This window comes from Dyadobacter endophyticus (assembly GCF_014641595.1).
GTDB classification, from domain to species: domain Bacteria; phylum Bacteroidota; class Bacteroidia; order Cytophagales; family Spirosomataceae; genus Dyadobacter; species Dyadobacter endophyticus.
The window spans coordinates 94,873-110,472 of sequence record NZ_BMIA01000007.1; the positions used below are offsets into that span (position 1 = coordinate 94,873).

At 50.0% G+C, this 15,600-nt stretch carries 11 protein-coding genes; 4 read left to right on the forward strand and 7 right to left on the reverse strand.

Going from position 1 to position 15,600, the window contains the following annotated elements:
• Window positions 1–85: 85 nt before the first annotated feature.
• The 3 genes from IEY24_RS30730 to IEY24_RS30740 all read left to right on the forward strand — a co-directional run bounded on the left by IEY24_RS30730 (window position 86) and on the right by IEY24_RS30740 (window position 4,389).
• On the forward strand, window positions 86–1,021 hold the full coding sequence (locus IEY24_RS30730) for a Ppx/GppA phosphatase family protein (protein WP_188939127.1): 936 nt from the start codon (window positions 86–88) through the stop codon (window positions 1,019–1,021).
• Between the two features lie 62 nt (window positions 1,022–1,083).
• Complete coding sequence (locus tag IEY24_RS30735) at window positions 1,084–3,654, forward strand: zinc-dependent metalloprotease (protein WP_229223367.1); 2,571 nt, start codon at window positions 1,084–1,086, stop codon at window positions 3,652–3,654.
• Between the two features lie 60 nt (window positions 3,655–3,714).
• Window positions 3,715–4,389, forward strand: coding sequence for a peptidoglycan DD-metalloendopeptidase family protein (locus IEY24_RS30740; protein ID WP_188939129.1), 675 nt, complete (start codon window positions 3,715–3,717; stop codon window positions 4,387–4,389).
• On the opposite strand, the gene IEY24_RS30745 is transcribed toward IEY24_RS30740, so the two are convergent.
• From IEY24_RS30745 to IEY24_RS30760, 4 genes are all read right to left on the reverse strand, one after another.
• Complete coding sequence (locus tag IEY24_RS30745) at window positions 4,386–5,624, reverse strand: MFS transporter (protein WP_229223368.1); 1,239 nt, start codon at window positions 5,622–5,624, stop codon at window positions 4,386–4,388. The genes IEY24_RS30740 and IEY24_RS30745 overlap by 4 nt on opposite strands.
• Before the next feature lie 107 nt (window positions 5,625–5,731).
• Window positions 5,732–6,484: an SDR family NAD(P)-dependent oxidoreductase gene (locus IEY24_RS30750; protein WP_188939130.1), complete on the reverse strand. Its 753-nt coding sequence runs from the start codon at window positions 6,482–6,484 to the stop codon at window positions 5,732–5,734.
• A gap of 23 nt (window positions 6,485–6,507) precedes the next feature.
• Window positions 6,508–8,211, reverse strand: a complete 1,704-nt coding sequence (locus tag IEY24_RS30755; RefSeq protein ID WP_188939131.1) for a S41 family peptidase — start codon at window positions 8,209–8,211, stop codon at window positions 6,508–6,510.
• Between the two features lie 126 nt (window positions 8,212–8,337).
• Entirely contained in the window at window positions 8,338–10,287 is a 1,950-nt protein-coding gene (locus IEY24_RS30760) for an acetoacetate--CoA ligase (protein WP_188939132.1), read from the reverse strand.
• 301 nt (window positions 10,288–10,588) lie between these two features.
• Here IEY24_RS30760 and IEY24_RS30765 point away from each other — a divergent pair, with 301 nt between their 5' ends.
• Window positions 10,589–12,376 carry a pseudouridine synthase gene (locus IEY24_RS30765; protein ID WP_188939133.1) on the forward strand — a complete coding sequence of 596 codons (1,788 nt, stop codon included), beginning with the start codon at window positions 10,589–10,591 and terminating at the stop codon, window positions 12,374–12,376.
• A 70-nt stretch (window positions 12,377–12,446) separates the two neighbouring features.
• On the opposite strand, the gene IEY24_RS30770 is transcribed toward IEY24_RS30765, so the two are convergent.
• The 3 genes from IEY24_RS30770 to rnc all read right to left on the reverse strand — a co-directional run bounded on the left by IEY24_RS30770 (window position 12,447) and on the right by rnc (window position 15,595).
• On the reverse strand, window positions 12,447–13,976 hold the full coding sequence (locus IEY24_RS30770) for a Do family serine endopeptidase (protein ID WP_188939134.1): 1,530 nt from the start codon (window positions 13,974–13,976) through the stop codon (window positions 12,447–12,449).
• A 204-nt stretch (window positions 13,977–14,180) separates the two neighbouring features.
• A complete protein-coding gene (locus tag IEY24_RS30775; RefSeq protein WP_188939135.1) occupies window positions 14,181–14,609 on the reverse strand; it encodes an Hsp20/alpha crystallin family protein in 429 nt (142 codons plus the stop codon).
• Between the two features lie 239 nt (window positions 14,610–14,848).
• Complete coding sequence (rnc, locus tag IEY24_RS30780; RefSeq protein WP_188939136.1) at window positions 14,849–15,595, reverse strand: ribonuclease III; 747 nt, start codon at window positions 15,593–15,595, stop codon at window positions 14,849–14,851.
• Window positions 15,596–15,600 lie beyond the last annotated feature (5 nt).

The window sequence follows — 15,600 nt, forward strand, 5'->3', positions numbered from 1 at the left end:
AATCAAGAAATAACTCGTTAAAATTCGTTTATTTTTGTATCCATTGCATTGAAATGAAAGTCATTAACAGATTAAACAGCCCGATATGAGTTCGAGACTGGGAATAATTGATTTAGGTACCAACACTTTTCACCTGCTGATCGCGGAGCCCAACGGTGCTCATTTCAAGACCGTTTTCCACGAAAGCAGGCCTGCCAGGATCGGCCTGGGAGGTATCAACAAGCGCATTATCACCCCCGAAGCGCAGGATCGTGCGCTGGCCGTTCTCTCCTATTTCCGCGAGAAACTCGACTCCTTTGAAGTAATGCCCGAAAAGACTTTCGCGTTCGGCACCAGCGCGGTCCGCAATGCAGAAAACCGGCAAGCATTCTGTTCGGAAATTTTTGAAAAAACAAATATTGAAGTCACGATCATCGACGGTAACCGCGAGGCAGAATATATTTACCACGGTGTGCGCCACGGTGCCGACATTGGTGAGGGGCCTTCACTGATCATGGACATCGGAGGTGGCAGCGTCGAATTTATCATTGGCAACCGCTCGCAGATATTCTGGAAACAGAGCTTCGAAATCGGCGGGCAGCGACTCATGGAAAAATTCATGCGGAACGACCCGCTTTCCCAAGCCGACCGCCGGAGCCTGTACAATCATTTTGACGAAAACCTCATTCCCCTCGCGAATGCGGTCCACCAATATGCCCCCGAAAAGCTGGTAGGCTCGTCTGGAACGTTCGATACCCTTGTCGATATCGACTTTCACCACCGCACGGGCGACTGGCCACCGGCATCGGAAACCGATTTCAATATCCCCCTGGAAGAATTTTACCGCGCCTATGCCCTCATCCTATCTGGCAACCATGACGAACGCATGGCGATCCCCGGTATGATCGAGCTGCGTGTGGATATGATCGTCGTGGCCGTCTGCCTGATCGACTACGTGCTCAAAACGCATGGCATCGGGCAAATCCAGGTTTCGAAGTATGCCCTCAAAGAAGGCGTCCTGGCCGAATTGATGGCACGCTGACCACCCAACAACTCATTTATTACACCTTTATACTTTATCCCAAAACCAACTCTATGAGATTAATGCGTTACCTTCTCCTCGCGACGCTGGCATTCGTGTATATGCACGACGCCCACGCGCAACGAAAGAAAAAGAAAGACAAACAAGAAGATGTCAAGATCGACAAGGCCGTCGACGCGGTGGCATCCGCGGTAAAAGACAAGCTGAAAGACGACAAAAAGAAAGGCCCGAAGGCATTCAAAGATCTGATCGACAGTACCAATGCAATCAGCCAGAAAGGCATGATTTCCGTTCATAAGGTGGAAGACAAATGGTATTTCGAAATCGCCGATTCACTTCTGAACCGCGATATTATGGCTGTTACCCGATATTCCAAAACCGCGGCAGGCGGAGGAATCTTCGGCGGTGAGGAAGTGAACCGCCAGATGATCCGTTGGGAAAGGGGAATGGATAATAACCTTCTGCTGCGCTCTGTGACGATCGTTGTGACCAGCCCCGACAGCACCAAACCTATTTTCCAGGCCGTCAAAAACTCCAATTCCGACCCTATTATCGGTGTTTTTGATATTAAAGCCGTGAAAAAAGACCCGGAGAAATCCTCGGTGATCGATGTTACCGAGTTTTTCAACTCCGATAACCAGGTATTCTCGTTAAGTTCCGTCAGCAAACAATTGCTGAAACTTGCAGCGTTCAAAAAAGAAGCCTCCTTTATTTCCAAAATCTGTACTTACCCGATTAATACCGAAATCCGGACGATCAAGACGTTCAATGTGACGCCCCAGGTGCTGACACCCACACCGGTCCCTTCGGTCGGTCAGTACCTCCCTTCCGGCCTGGATGCCGGGGTTGTAACATTTGAAATGAACTCCTCGCTGATCCTGCTGCCGAAGTCGCCGATGAAAAAACGCATTTTCGATAGTCGGGTTGGTTATTTTGCCAATCAATATGCCACTTTCAGCGAGGAATCGCACCGTTCCGACACGGAGGTTTTTGCCGTAAGATGGCGCCTCGAACCAAAAAATGCCGAAGACGCCCGCAAACAAAAAAACGGCGAACTGATCGAGCCTAAAAAACCGATCGTTTATTACATTGACCCGGCGACACCCGAGAAATGGCGCAAATACCTCAAAGCCGGTGTCGACGACTGGCAGGTTGCATTTGAAAAAGCGGGCTGGAAAAACGCCATTCGTGGCGAGTATTGGCCTGAAAGCGACACCACAATGAGCCTCGAAGATGCCCGCTACTCGGTAATCCGCTATTTCGCGGCCGATATACAGAATGCTTACGGGCCTAATGTGCACGACCCGCGCAGTGGCGAGATCCTCGAAAGCCACATTGGCTGGTACCATAACGTAATGCGCCTGCTACGCAACTGGTATATTATCCAGGCCGCGGCCGTAGACCCCAAAGCCCGTACCAAGAAATTTGATGATGAATTAATGGGCCAGCTCGTTCGTTTTGTATCGTCGCACGAGATTGGGCATACGCTTGGCTTGCGCCACAACATGGGCGCCAGCTCGGCAACGCCGGTTGAAAAGCTACGCGACAAGGCTTGGGTTGAAGAACACGGCCATACCTCCTCCATTATGGATTATGCGCGTTTCAATTACGTGGCACAGCCGGAAGACGGTATTACCAACCTCTTCCCACGCATCGGCGACTACGACAAATGGGCCATTCAATGGGGTTACAGCAACTTCCCGGACGCCAAAGATGCCCAATCCGAAAAGCTGGCGCTGAATAGCCTGACCAAAGCGGCTTACCAGGACAACCGCCTGCATTTTGGAACGGAAATCAGCCCGTACGACCCACGCTACCAGACCGAAGATTTGAGTGATAATGCCATGAAAGCTTCGGAATATGGTATCAAAAACCTGAAACGCATTATCCCGAACCTGATCGAATGGAGCAAGGAAGACGGCGAAAGCTATAAAGAACTGGATGAAATTTATGGCAATGTGGTAACGCAATACCGCCGCTACCTGGGCCACGTGATCAAAAATGTAGGCGGTATTTACGACACACCGACTACCTACGATATGGAAGGCCCGACTTTCACGACCGTTCCCAAAGCCACGCAAAAAGAAGCGATCGACTTTTTGAATGCGCAGCTTTTCAAGACGCCAACCTGGCTTCTGGACCAGAATATCCTGAACAAAACGAAGCCTGAAACCGGTATGGAGGCAGTGAAAGCATTGCAGGAATATGCATTAACAGCCCTTTTCGCCGGCGACCGCGCGGTACGACTGATGGAAACAGGTATTTCTGCCAAAAATTACACGCTCGACGATCTTTTTACCGATCTGGAAGCGGGAATATGGTCGGAAGCCAAAACCGGCAAGCCGATTGACCTTTACCGCAGGAATCTTCAAAAAGTGTATGCCGAAAAGCTGGTTTCCTTACTGAAACCGGGCCGGGCTAATGTCCAGTCCATTCCGGTAGGCATTACCTACGGCTTCTCGACCCGCTCGGTAGAACTTGAAAAAACCGACTTACCGTCTATTGCCCGTGCGCATTTGGAGCAATTGAAAACGACTGTAAATGCGGCCATCGCGAAAAGCACCGACAAGAATACGCGGTACCATTTGCAGGATGTGTCCCAGAGAATCAAGCAGGCGCTCGATCCTAAATAATGCATAATGAATCAGGCAGGTCATAACGGCTTGCCTGATTTGTTTTCTAACCTTTGAAAAATGGCTGAACTCACCGAATTGCTTCGCCAACACCCCGCATTCTCTGCTATTGTACAGAACGGCAAACCGTATCGCAAGCTGGATTTTACGGCTGGCAATGCAGATTTGCTGACGCGTGACCTGTCGGAAACGCGTGATTTCTCCGATTATGTTTTTCAGGAGCTTTTAGCGGGCAATGCTTATAATGGCATCGGCGGCTACGGCGAAAACCGGGTCATTTACCGGCATCGGAAACACTTCACAGCCGACAGCGAAAAGCCCCGCAGCATTCACCTGGGCGTCGATATCTGGACGGATGCCGGCACGCCGCTTTACGCACCACTGGATGCGACGGTGCATAGCTTTGCTTTCAACAACCATTATGGAGATTATGGCCCTACCATTATCCTTGCACACGAACTGGACGGAATCCCGTTTTTCACGCTATACGGGCATTTATCGCTAAACTCACTGGAAGGTTTGTTCGAAGGCAAAACGATTAAAGCCGGCGAACACCTCGCCGCCATCGGCCCCTACCCTGAAAATGGCGACTGGCCGCCGCATATACATTTCCAGATTATTCGGAACATGGGAGATTACAAGGGCGACTTCCCCGGCGTCTGCCATGCTGCGGATCGGGACTATTATTTGGATTTATGTCCTGATCCTGCGTTAATTTTGAGGATTAGTGATTAATGTTTCTTCTCCAAATTCGGCAAGAACCCGGTCAACAAACCAATCAGCGGCAAAAACGAGCAGATCCAGAAAACATATTCAATACTGGTCTTATCAGCTACCGTACCAAGAATGGCCGAACCGATGCCGGCGATGCCGAATGCAAAACCGAAGAACAAGCCAGCGATCATTCCTACTTTGCCGGGAATCAATTCCTGCGCGTACACAAGGATTGCCGAGAATGCGGAAGATAAGATCAGACCGATAATGCAGCTTAATACACCCGTCCAGAACAGGTCGACGTAAGGCAACAGCAACGCAAATGGCGCCGCGCCAAGAATAGATATCCAGATCACATACTTACGACCGATCCGGTCGCCTACCGGCCCGCCAATGAATGTCCCTGCCGCTACCGCAAACAGAAAAGCAAACAAGTAAATCTGCGAGCTCTGAATGGACACGCCGAATTTGTCGATCAGGTAAAAGGTGAAGTAGCTCGAAATGCTGGCCATATAAATGTATTTCGAGAAGATCAGCAGGAGCAGAATACCTATCGAAACTACCACTTTGGATTTCGACAAAGTGGTTTCCTGCTTTACTGCGCCGGTCGCTTTTTTGACAACCGTGGTCAGATTTTGCTTGTACCAGCCGCCTACCCACGAAAGGATAACAATAGCCAGCAACGCCACCAGCGAAAACCAGATCACCTGGAAGCGGCCATAAGGCAGCAATATCAGCGCCGCCAGCAATGGCCCAAGCGAGCTGCCCGCATTACCCCCCACCTGAAAAAGCGATTGCGCCATCCCGTGCTTGCCCCCGGATGCCATGCGCGCCACGCGCGAAGCTTCGGGGTGGAATACCGCCGATCCAATCCCGATAAGACCTACGGAAAGCAATACAATCTGAAAGCTGTTTGCCATTGAAAGCGATACGAGCCCCAGCAAAGTAAAACACATGCCGACTGCCAATGCATAAGGCTGAGGCCTTTTGTCCGTATATGAGCCTACAAGCGGCTGAAATACAGACGCACTCACCTGGAATGTAAATGTAATGAGCCCGATCTGCGAAAAACTCAAATGAAACGACTCCTTCACCATCGGATAAATCGACGGAATGAGGGATTGCATTGTGTCGTTCAGCAAGTGAGAGAAACTTAGCGCCAGAAGAATTGGAAATACTGTCTGGGAAGCGGAAGCTGCTGTTGTATCCACGGCGGCCGTAGATTCGGCGGAAGAATTCTGGTCGAAACTTTTCATAGGCATTCAAAATGTCCCCGACTTGTATAAACAATAAGTCGGGGCTAAAAAAGAATGATAAAGGTATCGATTCCCGGCCAAACTATGGCCAAAAACCAAATAAAATTCTATTTACGATGGATCACGGTGGCTGCCGACTGGGCTCCGGCCAGGATGGTAATATCCGCAATCGTAACGCGGTCAGGCGCATTGACGGCGTACAGGATCGCATCGGCGATGTCACCGGGTTGCAACGGATCGAAACCCTGGTACACCTTTTCGGCCCTATCTTCATCACCTTTAAAGCGGACAAGCGAAAATTCAGTCTCGACGGCGCCCGGCGCCACATTAGTTGTCTTGATGCCGTGCTGTGTGAGTTCAAGGCGCATTCCCTCGCTGATGACCTCCACGGCGGCCTTTGAAGCGCAGTAGACCGCACCATTCGCGTAGGTTTGCTTCCCGGCAATGGAGCTGATGTTTACAATATGCCCTTTGCCGCGTTCGAGGAGCAGTGGAATAATGGCTTTCGAAACGTAGAGAAGCCCTTTTACATTGCCATCGATCATCGCGTCCCAGTCGTCGGTATCGCCTTCGTCGAGCGTGCCGAGGCCGTGGGCATTGCCTGCATTGTTGACCAGGATGTCGATGTTTTTCCACTCGTCGGGCAACGAACCTACTGCTGCCAGCACTCCACCCTTGTCACGAACGTCAAACAAGAGTGTGGTCACCTTTACTTTTGAAGCCAGTTCAAGGGCAACTTCGTCGAGACGCTCCTGGCGGCGGCCGCACAAAATAAGGTCTATTCCAGCGCCGGCAAATGCTTCTGCCGTGGCCTTACCGATACCGGATGTAGCTCCGGTAATAAATGCAATACGGGACATTGAGTGAATGGTGTGGAGTGAATTTACTTTTTGTTTTTAGGAATATTCAGGCTGCTGAACTCCCCTTTTTCCAGCTGCGCCGCCTGATTGAAAAGTTGTACCGCCTGTTGATAAACATTATCGCCCGGGTTTAGAACCTGAAATACCTCGTTGTTCAGACCGCTCTTTTGCTTTCTTCCCCACACATAGCGACCGATAATCGCCTTGGTTTGCGAGGTAATGAGCGATTTGGAAAGGTTCAGTTCTTTTTCATTCGGCTTGATACCCGCCTTCGAAGCGTCTTTCACCAACTCGGCCAGCATTACATCCGACACCTGGAAGGATTTCAGGAATTCCTTGAACGGCTGCTTTTCAAGTTTTTTCTGGTTTTCGTTGGCATAGCGCAGCGCATATTCACGAATAATGTTTTTGGAATACAACTCAAACAGGTATTTGCTGTTCATCAAAGTATCTTTTGCAACAAAAATATCCGGGGTAATACCGCCTCCACCGTACACGACGCGGCCGCCGTCGGTTTTATAAATCTTGGTTTTATCAAATTTGATGCTGTCGGCATTGAAAAGCTCCCCGCTTTCGTAACGGTGCGTCAGGTCTTGGCTGTAATCTTCACCCTTACCCATTTCATAGGGCTTCTGAATGCTGCGGCCACTTGGCGTATAGTAGCGCGAAATGGTCAGGCGCAGCTCGGAGCCGTCAGACAGTTTGATCGGCATTTGTACCAGGCCTTTCCCATATGACCTGCGTCCGACAACCAATGCACGATCGTGATCCTGTAAGGCGCCGGCGAGAATTTCGGAGGCTGATGCACTGCCTTCGTCAACGAGCACGATCAGTGGCCCTTGTTCAAAAAGACCGTCTACATGCGAGCGGGTTTTACGATCGAACCGGCTGTCTTTACCTTCCGTATAAACCAGCAACTTATCACCGGCGATAAATTCGTCGGCCATACTCGTGGCGCGCTCCATGTAGCCGCCGGGATTGCCGCGAAGGTCAAGGATGAGGTTTTTCAATCCACTGGCCTTCAATGTTTTCAATGCGGATTTGAATTCGTCGAATGTGGTTTCCGAGAAGCGGCTTACTTTAATGTAGCCAATTTCCTGGTCCACCATGTAGGATGCATCCACCGAATAGGTCGGAATACGGTCGCGGACCACGGCAAAATTCATTTTGTCCTTCAACCCGACCCGTTCGATCGCCAGATCGACTTTCGTTCCTCTCTTACCACGCAATAGCTTGTAAACCTGCGCATTGGTAACTCCGGGGCCCGACAAGTTTTCTTTATTAACAGAAATAATGCGGTCGCCACTCTGAATACCGGCGGCCTCGGAAGGCCCGCCGCTCAATGGCGTTACCACATAAACCGTATCGTTATAAATATTAAATTCAACGCCAATGCCGTCGAAACCGGATTCCAGCTGCGACCGTGCCGCCGTAGCTTCCTCGGCATTGAAATAGGCCGTGTGCGGGTCGAGTTTTTCGAGCATTTTGGAGATCGAGAAATCGACCAGCTCGTCGGTATTTACTGAATCCACGTAGTTATTTTCCACCAGCATCAGTACTTCCCTGAACTTGCCATAGCCCTTTGCAACGTCCGAAAGCTTCTTGCCCCCGCTGAAAAATGTACTCCCGAGCAGCACTCCTGCCGCCAGCGTGATGGCAATGATGATAGGCAAACGAACTACGGATTTCGAGTTCTGGATGGGGGGTTGGGGGCTATGTGAATTCATACCTGTAAAAATTAGGAGTATGGGCTGGCGTCGCGGGAATTGGATATTTCCCCAACGTGAATTAAACAATTTTGGTTGCCTAATGCAAATGAATGCAGGGCGTTAACATACCAACAGCACGTATTTCTAGATAAATGCTTTAAGTGATTCGGGATTGCGCATCGTATCGATATTAATGCACTTCGCCGGATCCTGCCCCATGAGTATCCGTTTCATAGGCGCCTCCATCTTTTTGCCATTGATCGTATAAGGGATATCGCCCACCTGCTCAATGGTATCCGGCACGTGGCGTGGGCTGTATTGGGTCCGCAGTGTGTCCCTGATCTGCTTTTTCAACTCGTCGGTCAATTCCTTGTCTTTTGCCAGGACGACAAAAAGAGAGATCGTACCCTCACCGTTCGATTTTTCGAGGTAAACGGCCAGGCTGTCCTTCACATCCGGAATGCTTTCGACTGCCCGGTAAATTTCCGCGGTCCCGATGCGGACGCCACCGCGGTTCAAAGTGGCATCGGAGCGGCCGTAAATAATCACCGATTTCCGGTCCGTAATCTTGATCCAGTCGCCATGTCGCCACACGTGCGGGTACATTTCGAAATAGCTGGAAATGTATTTTTCATCGTGTTCGTCATTCCAGAAATAGATTGGCATCGACGGCATGGGCTGCGTAATAACCATTTCACCCAACTCATTCAACACCGGTTTCCCGTCCTCGTCAAAAGCTTCTATTCTCGCCCCCAGCATCCTGCACTGGATCTCTCCTGCGTACACAGGCAGGAGCGGGCACCCCCCTACAAACGCGCTGCACACGTCCGTGCCCCCGCTCAGGGAGATCAGCCAAACGTCCTTTTTGACTTGTTTGTAAATCCATTCAAATGCTTCCGGTGGCAGCGGCGAGCCCGTAGAACCAATCGTTTCGAGGTGGCTCAGCCGCTCAGAAGTAATGCTGACGCCGCTTTTCATGGAAGCAATAAAGAATGCTGCCCCGCTGCCGAAATGTGTGATGCGCGCCTTTTCGGCCAGTGTCCAGAGCACTTGCGACGACGGATAGGCCGGGGCACCGTCGTACATCACCAATGTGGCTCCGCAAAGCAAAGAGCTCATGGCGTAGTTCCACATCATCCAGCCGGTGGTGGAATACCAGAAATACCGGTCTCCCGGCTTTACATTCTGATGCAGCATTAGTGCTTTCATATGCTCGATCAGGCAGCCGCCGACGCTATGAGTAATGGCTTTGGGTTTGGCAGTCGTACCGGAAGAGTAAAGAATCCAGATCGGGTGATCGAACGGTACCGGTTCGAAATCTATACCGAAGTTTTCAAAATGCAGAATGTCATCCCAGGCGGTGAAGCGGTCTGGACGCGTTTCTGAAAATATATTATCGATCAGCACCGTGTCTTTCACGCTGGGCAATGCCGCGGAGAGCTCGCCGGCGAAGGCGGTAATGTCATAGCTTTTGCCGTTATAAGCGTAGCCGTCCACAGTAAACAAAACCTTCGGCTCGATCTGTAAGAAGCGCTCGGTAATGGCCGGTTTTCCAAAGTCGGGCGAGCACGACGACCACACTGCGCCTACCGCATTCGTCGCCAGAAACGCGACTACCGCCTGCGGAATATTGGGCAGTACCGCCGCAACGCGGTCTCCCGGCTTCACACCGCGTTGTTTCAGCCAGGTGGATACGGCTGCCACCTGCGTTTCGAGCGTTTCCCAGGATATTTCAACGAGTTCCGATTTTTCCGACTGGAAGAGGATCGCCGGACGGTCTTTTGTTTTATTCCTGAAAATATGTTCGGCATAATTCAGCTTCGAGCGCGTAAACCAGCGCGTCCCGATCAGGCCATTCAATGGCTTTTGCAGCACTTCCAGGTACAGATCGTGCGATTTGATATTGAAGTAATTCCAAAGACTTTCCCAGAAATCTTCCAAGTCGGTCACCGACCACTCCCAGAGATCGTGATAGGAACGGAAATAGAGGCCCTTTTTGACAAAAAGCCAGTCCATATACTTTTTCAGATTGGACTGCTCCAACAGGGTCCTTCCCGGTTTCCACAAAGGTTGCGCCTGTGCGTCAGCTGACATAATACAATTGTTAATGAAGGTTTAGTTAGGTAAAAATCGCTGTTTTTGCGGCATTTTCTCCGATAGTACTTATAAACGTTTGCATATCATTTCTGACATAAACACGTTCGAAAATTTTTACCCGGAAAAATTCATGTATCTTTGCAGGCTAATTTTTTAAACACTAGTACTCCGACCATCAGATACGTTGGCTAACCAGTTTTAGTGGCAATTCATACCATTTTGTGCGAATTAAAGCACTAATCGGTTACAAGGTAAATTTGTAAGAGGAAATAAATCCAGTAGTGATACTGCATTCCTAATGAGAAACAGAAGCAATTCAAAAGGCGGCAACAGTTCCCGCCCATCAGCCGGAGGCTCCAAAGGTGGAGGCGGCTACTTCAAACGCACTAAGCCTGAGACCGAAAGCCGGTTCAGCAAGCCCAGCGTAAAAAAATCCAGTCTGAAATTTTCAGCTCCATCCGAAAACAGAGGCCAGAAAGCACGTCCGAGCTTCGATCATGAGAAGCCACGCGACGATCGCTCAGGCTTCGGTAAGCCGGGCTTCGATAAGCCTGGATTCGGTAAGCCACGATTTGACAAGCCTCGCTTCGACAAGCCCGATTTCAAGAAATACGGATCAGACCGCGGCGACAGCCAGCGCCCGTTCCGTCGTGAAGGCGATTCTGCCGACCGCAGTTTCAAAAAAGACTTCCGCTCCGGCGACCGCCCTGGTGACAGAAAACCATTTGCTGATCGTCCTGAAAGAGCCGGATTCGGTGGCGGAGACCGCAATCGTGAGTTGAAACCCCGTTTCGACAGGGATAACGACGAACGCGAGTTCAGGCCACGTCCGGACAGAGATTCACGCGACTTCAAATCACGCCCGGAAAGAGGCAACGGTGACCGCGAATTCAAGCCGGGCTTCGATAAGCCGAGATCCGACAGAGATAGCGGCAGCCGTGAATTCAAACCGAGATCCGACAGAGACAGCGGCAGCCGTGAATTCAAACCAAGGCCTGAAAGAGGTAATAATGAGCGTGAATTTAAGCCGGGCTTCGATAAGCCGGGCTTCGACAAGCCGCGCCTCGAAAGAGACAATGGTGATCGTGAGTTTAAGCCGCGCTCCGAAAGAGAAGGAGGTGAATTTAAGCCACGTGCGGAGCGTTCGGGCGACGATAGGCCCGGCCGTTCATTCAACCGGAATGAAGGTTCATTTAAAAAAAAAGACGATAGGGAGGACAAACCCTACCGCTCCCGTTTCCAGGACGACGAACAGCAGCCGGACCGCAGCGGGTTGGAGAGACGCGTAGGCCGGTACGAAACCGCACCGCGTTATAATCTGGAAAGCTACGATCAAAAGAAGAAAGCATCACCGAGGCATAAAGACAAGGAAGAGGGCGATGAGATCCGTCTCAACCGGTACATCGCCAATGCGGGTATTTGCTCCCGCCGCGAAGCCGACGACCTGATTTCTTCCGGCCAGATTTCGGTTAATGGCAAGATCGTTGCCGAAATGGGTTACAAAGTGCGTCCTACCGACGTCGTGAAATACGGCAAGAAAGCATTGAACCCTGAGAAAATGGTGTATATCCTGATCAACAAGCCAAAGGATTATATAACCACCACCGACGATCCCGAAGAGCGCAAAACCGTGCTCGACCTGATCGCGGGCGCATGCTCGGAGCGCGTGTACCCGGTAGGCCGCCTCGACCGCAATACGACCGGTCTGTTGTTGCTTACTAACGATGGCGAATTAGCTGAAAAGCTGACGCACCCTTCCAGTGGTATTAAGAAGATTTATCAGGCAGAAATCGACAAGCCGATTACTACTGAGGATTTCGAGCAGCTGCAAGCCGGCGTAGAACTCGAAGACGGGTTTATCCGTCCCGACGAAGTGGGTTTGGTTACTCCGGACGCTCAGGTCGTAGGTCTTGAAATCCACAGCGGCCGCAACCGCATCGTTCGCCGGATGTTCGAGCATTTGGGCTACGAAGTTCAGAAACTGGACCGTACCGTTTTCGCTGGTCTGAACAAAAAAGACCTGCCACGTGGCAAGTGGCGTTTCCTGACCGAGAAAGAGGTGATTAAGCTGAAATTCTTGCTTTAACAGCAACGGTTATAAAACAAGAAGGGCTGCGATGATTATCATCGCAGCCCTTTCTTTATACATTCAATTATTACAATCTGAATCCGAATGAGTAGACATCGTAAGGAGCGTCAGGGTAAAGTCCCTCAAACTGCACCATCGATTCTTCTTTGCCTGCGATCGCAGCTTCAAATTCCTTCACAGTTTTGACAGCTTTGCCGTTAACTTTGGTGATAATGAAACCTTCTTCCACCTGTGAACGGGCGAACTTGCCGCCGTCGATAGACAGTACTTTCACACCGCCATCGATTTTGTAGCGCGATAGTCTTTGTTTTTCCTGATCGCTCAGGTTACCGAACTGCGCACCTAGCGAGCTCATTACAGCAGCCGATTCGTCTCTTTTGATGATTTCGGAACCACCTGTGCGATTACGCAACGTAATGCTCAGGTCTTTTTCCTTGCCGTCGCGGTTCACGGTCACATTCACTTTATCGCCAGGCTTGTGCAACCCGATCGATTGCTGCAATTCTGGGATCGAGTGGATGTTCATACCGTCCACTTTAACAATCACGTCGCCTTTGGCAACACCGCCCGCTTTGGCTGCGCTATTTTCGGTGAAATCACGAACGTAAACTCCGTCATTTACTTTCACACCATATTCTTCGGCTTTTCTGCTGTCGAGGTCGTCAAGAGAGATTCCCAAATACCCGCGTTGTACATTACCGAATTTGATCAGATCGCTCGATACCTTTTTCACAATGCTCGAAGGCACCGCAAATGCGTAGCCTGCGAAGCTACCCGTGGGGCTCGCAATGGCGGTATTAATACCGATCAGCTCGCCTTTCAGGTTTACCAATGCACCACCACTGTTGCCAGGGTTCACCACGGCATCGGTCTGAATGAATGATTCCAGCGGTGAGTCACCGGCAGTGGCCGCAGTAGGTTGCATTTGGTTACGGCGTGATTGGCCGATAATACCCAATCCCCGGCCTTTTGCACTCACGATACCGGCTGTTACCGTAGATTCGAGGTTGAAAGGGTTACCAACAGCCACTACCCACTCCCCTACTTTCACCGCGTCGGAGTTACCCAGCGTTACGGCTGGCAGATCTTTGCCTTCAATTTTAATCACGGCAATATCCGTGGAAGGGTCTGTACCGATCACTTTCGCGCGAAATTTGCTTTTGTTATGCAGCGTCACTTCCAGCTCCTGCGCACCTTCCACCACGTGGTTGTTGGTAACGATGTACCCGTCGCCAGAGATGATCACACCCGAACCGGTTGCTTCCGATTGCTGAGGGCCGCGTTGGCCACCACCAAAATCGTCACCGAAGAAATCCCGGAAAATGTCGGGGATCTGCTGTTGCCCACGGGATTGTTGGCGTGTAATAGTCGATTTAATATGGACCACTGTTGGTGTGGTAGCCTCGGCGGCATAAACGAAGTCGCCCGGAGCACCCGCTGGCGCCCCTGCAGATGTGAAACGTGCTATATTTTCAGACGCCGCTTCTTTAAAAATCACATCTTTATCATGATCAGGAGCCAGGAATTTGAGGCCAGCTATGGTTGACGCACTTGAAATCAACCCAACCAACACCAAACCTTTCCAATTTGTTTTCATAGACATATGTTGGGGTTATATTTTTATGGACAAATAACGTAAATCGATTAACAAATTATTCCCGTCGTAGATTCGTTTAACATCTTTTAACAAAGATATTCGATTTGGGAATTTACTAAAATATCCTGCCAGGCGATTATCCATTGGTCTCACAAAAAAAGGCGTTATCCTTTCGAATAACGCCCATTATGTAAGTCCGGCAGATTAAGCGATCTCGATCTGGCGGGCCGGTTTTTCTTTCGCTTCCTCACGTTTCGGCAAAGCGATGCTTAGAATGCCATCGGCATAGTTAGCCTCGATCCTGTCGCCGTCGACGGTATTAGGCAAAGTGAAGGTCCTTTGGAAAGATGAATACTTAAATTCTTTCCTGGTGTACTTCTCGTTTTTGCTCTCTTCCTTCTGCTCTTTCTCAGCTGAAATGGTCAGTTGATTCTTTTCAAGGTTCAGTTTGAAGTCTGATTTTTGAAGGCCCGGAGCCGCTACTTCGATGCGGAAACCTTCTTCGTTTTCAACCACGTTCACAGCTGGTACGGTGCCCGCAAATGCAGGCGTGTTGTATTCGTTAAAAAGATCCTTACCAAAAAATCCGTTCAAATAAGATGGACCTGCGAAATGTTTGACTAATGTGCTCATTGCTATAAGGTTTTATGTTTTTAGTTTTTCTGTTTTCTTTTAACCTCACGGTTATGCCCTCTATTTAACAACTTCTGTTCCGGGCTTGAAAAATTGAAAAAATAGCGCCAAAATGACCGATTTTACTAAAAACACATTAGAAAGTACAGACAAAATGGCCGATTCATGTTTACAAAAATGACAAAAACGCCATTAGCCCATTGGAAAACCAATGAGCGGATATTCACCAGGAAGCAGGGTTATTTCAATTCAAGGATGGCACAGGCCTGCTCAGAGGCAGACTGCTCGGCTTTCTTCTTGGTAAAGCCATTACCTGTTGCAAAAGGCTCGTCGTTGACGAGGATCTGGGAGATGAATTCGCGGTGGTGGCGGGTGCCCCGTTCTTCAAGTATTTCAAAACGGATTTCCTTGCCTTCGCGCTGCGCCCATTCGATAATGAGGCTTTTGAAGTTTACATTGTTCTGGATAATGTTGTCCAGATCGTAATGCGTGATGAGCTTGCTGATAATAAAGGTACGCGTAAAACGGAAACCCTTATCGAGATAAATAGCGCCTACGAATGCTTCGAGCGCGTCCCCATACATGGATGAGCGGGGCGACATCCCGCGGCGGTTGCCATCGTATTCGATCAACCGGTCGAGCCCCAGCTTACGCGAAATCTGGTTCAACGACTCGCGGTTCACGATCCGTGAGCGAATTTCGGTAAGGAAACCTTCGTCTTTGTAGGGATATTTGGTAAAAAGAAATTCTGCTACCACCATGCCCAGCACCGCATCGCCCAGGTATTCCAAACGCTCGTTCGACTCCCTGAAACCTTTGATTGCGGTTTCGCGGGAAGCGGAGGTGTGCCTGAAAGCCAGCTGATAAACGCCAAGATTGGAAGGCTTGTCGCCAATGACATGCGCGATCGACTCCTTAAATTTTTTATCCTCAGCACTTCCGGTCCTGAAAAGGGAAAGAATCGGTATAAGAATTCGCTTTGCCAATGGTA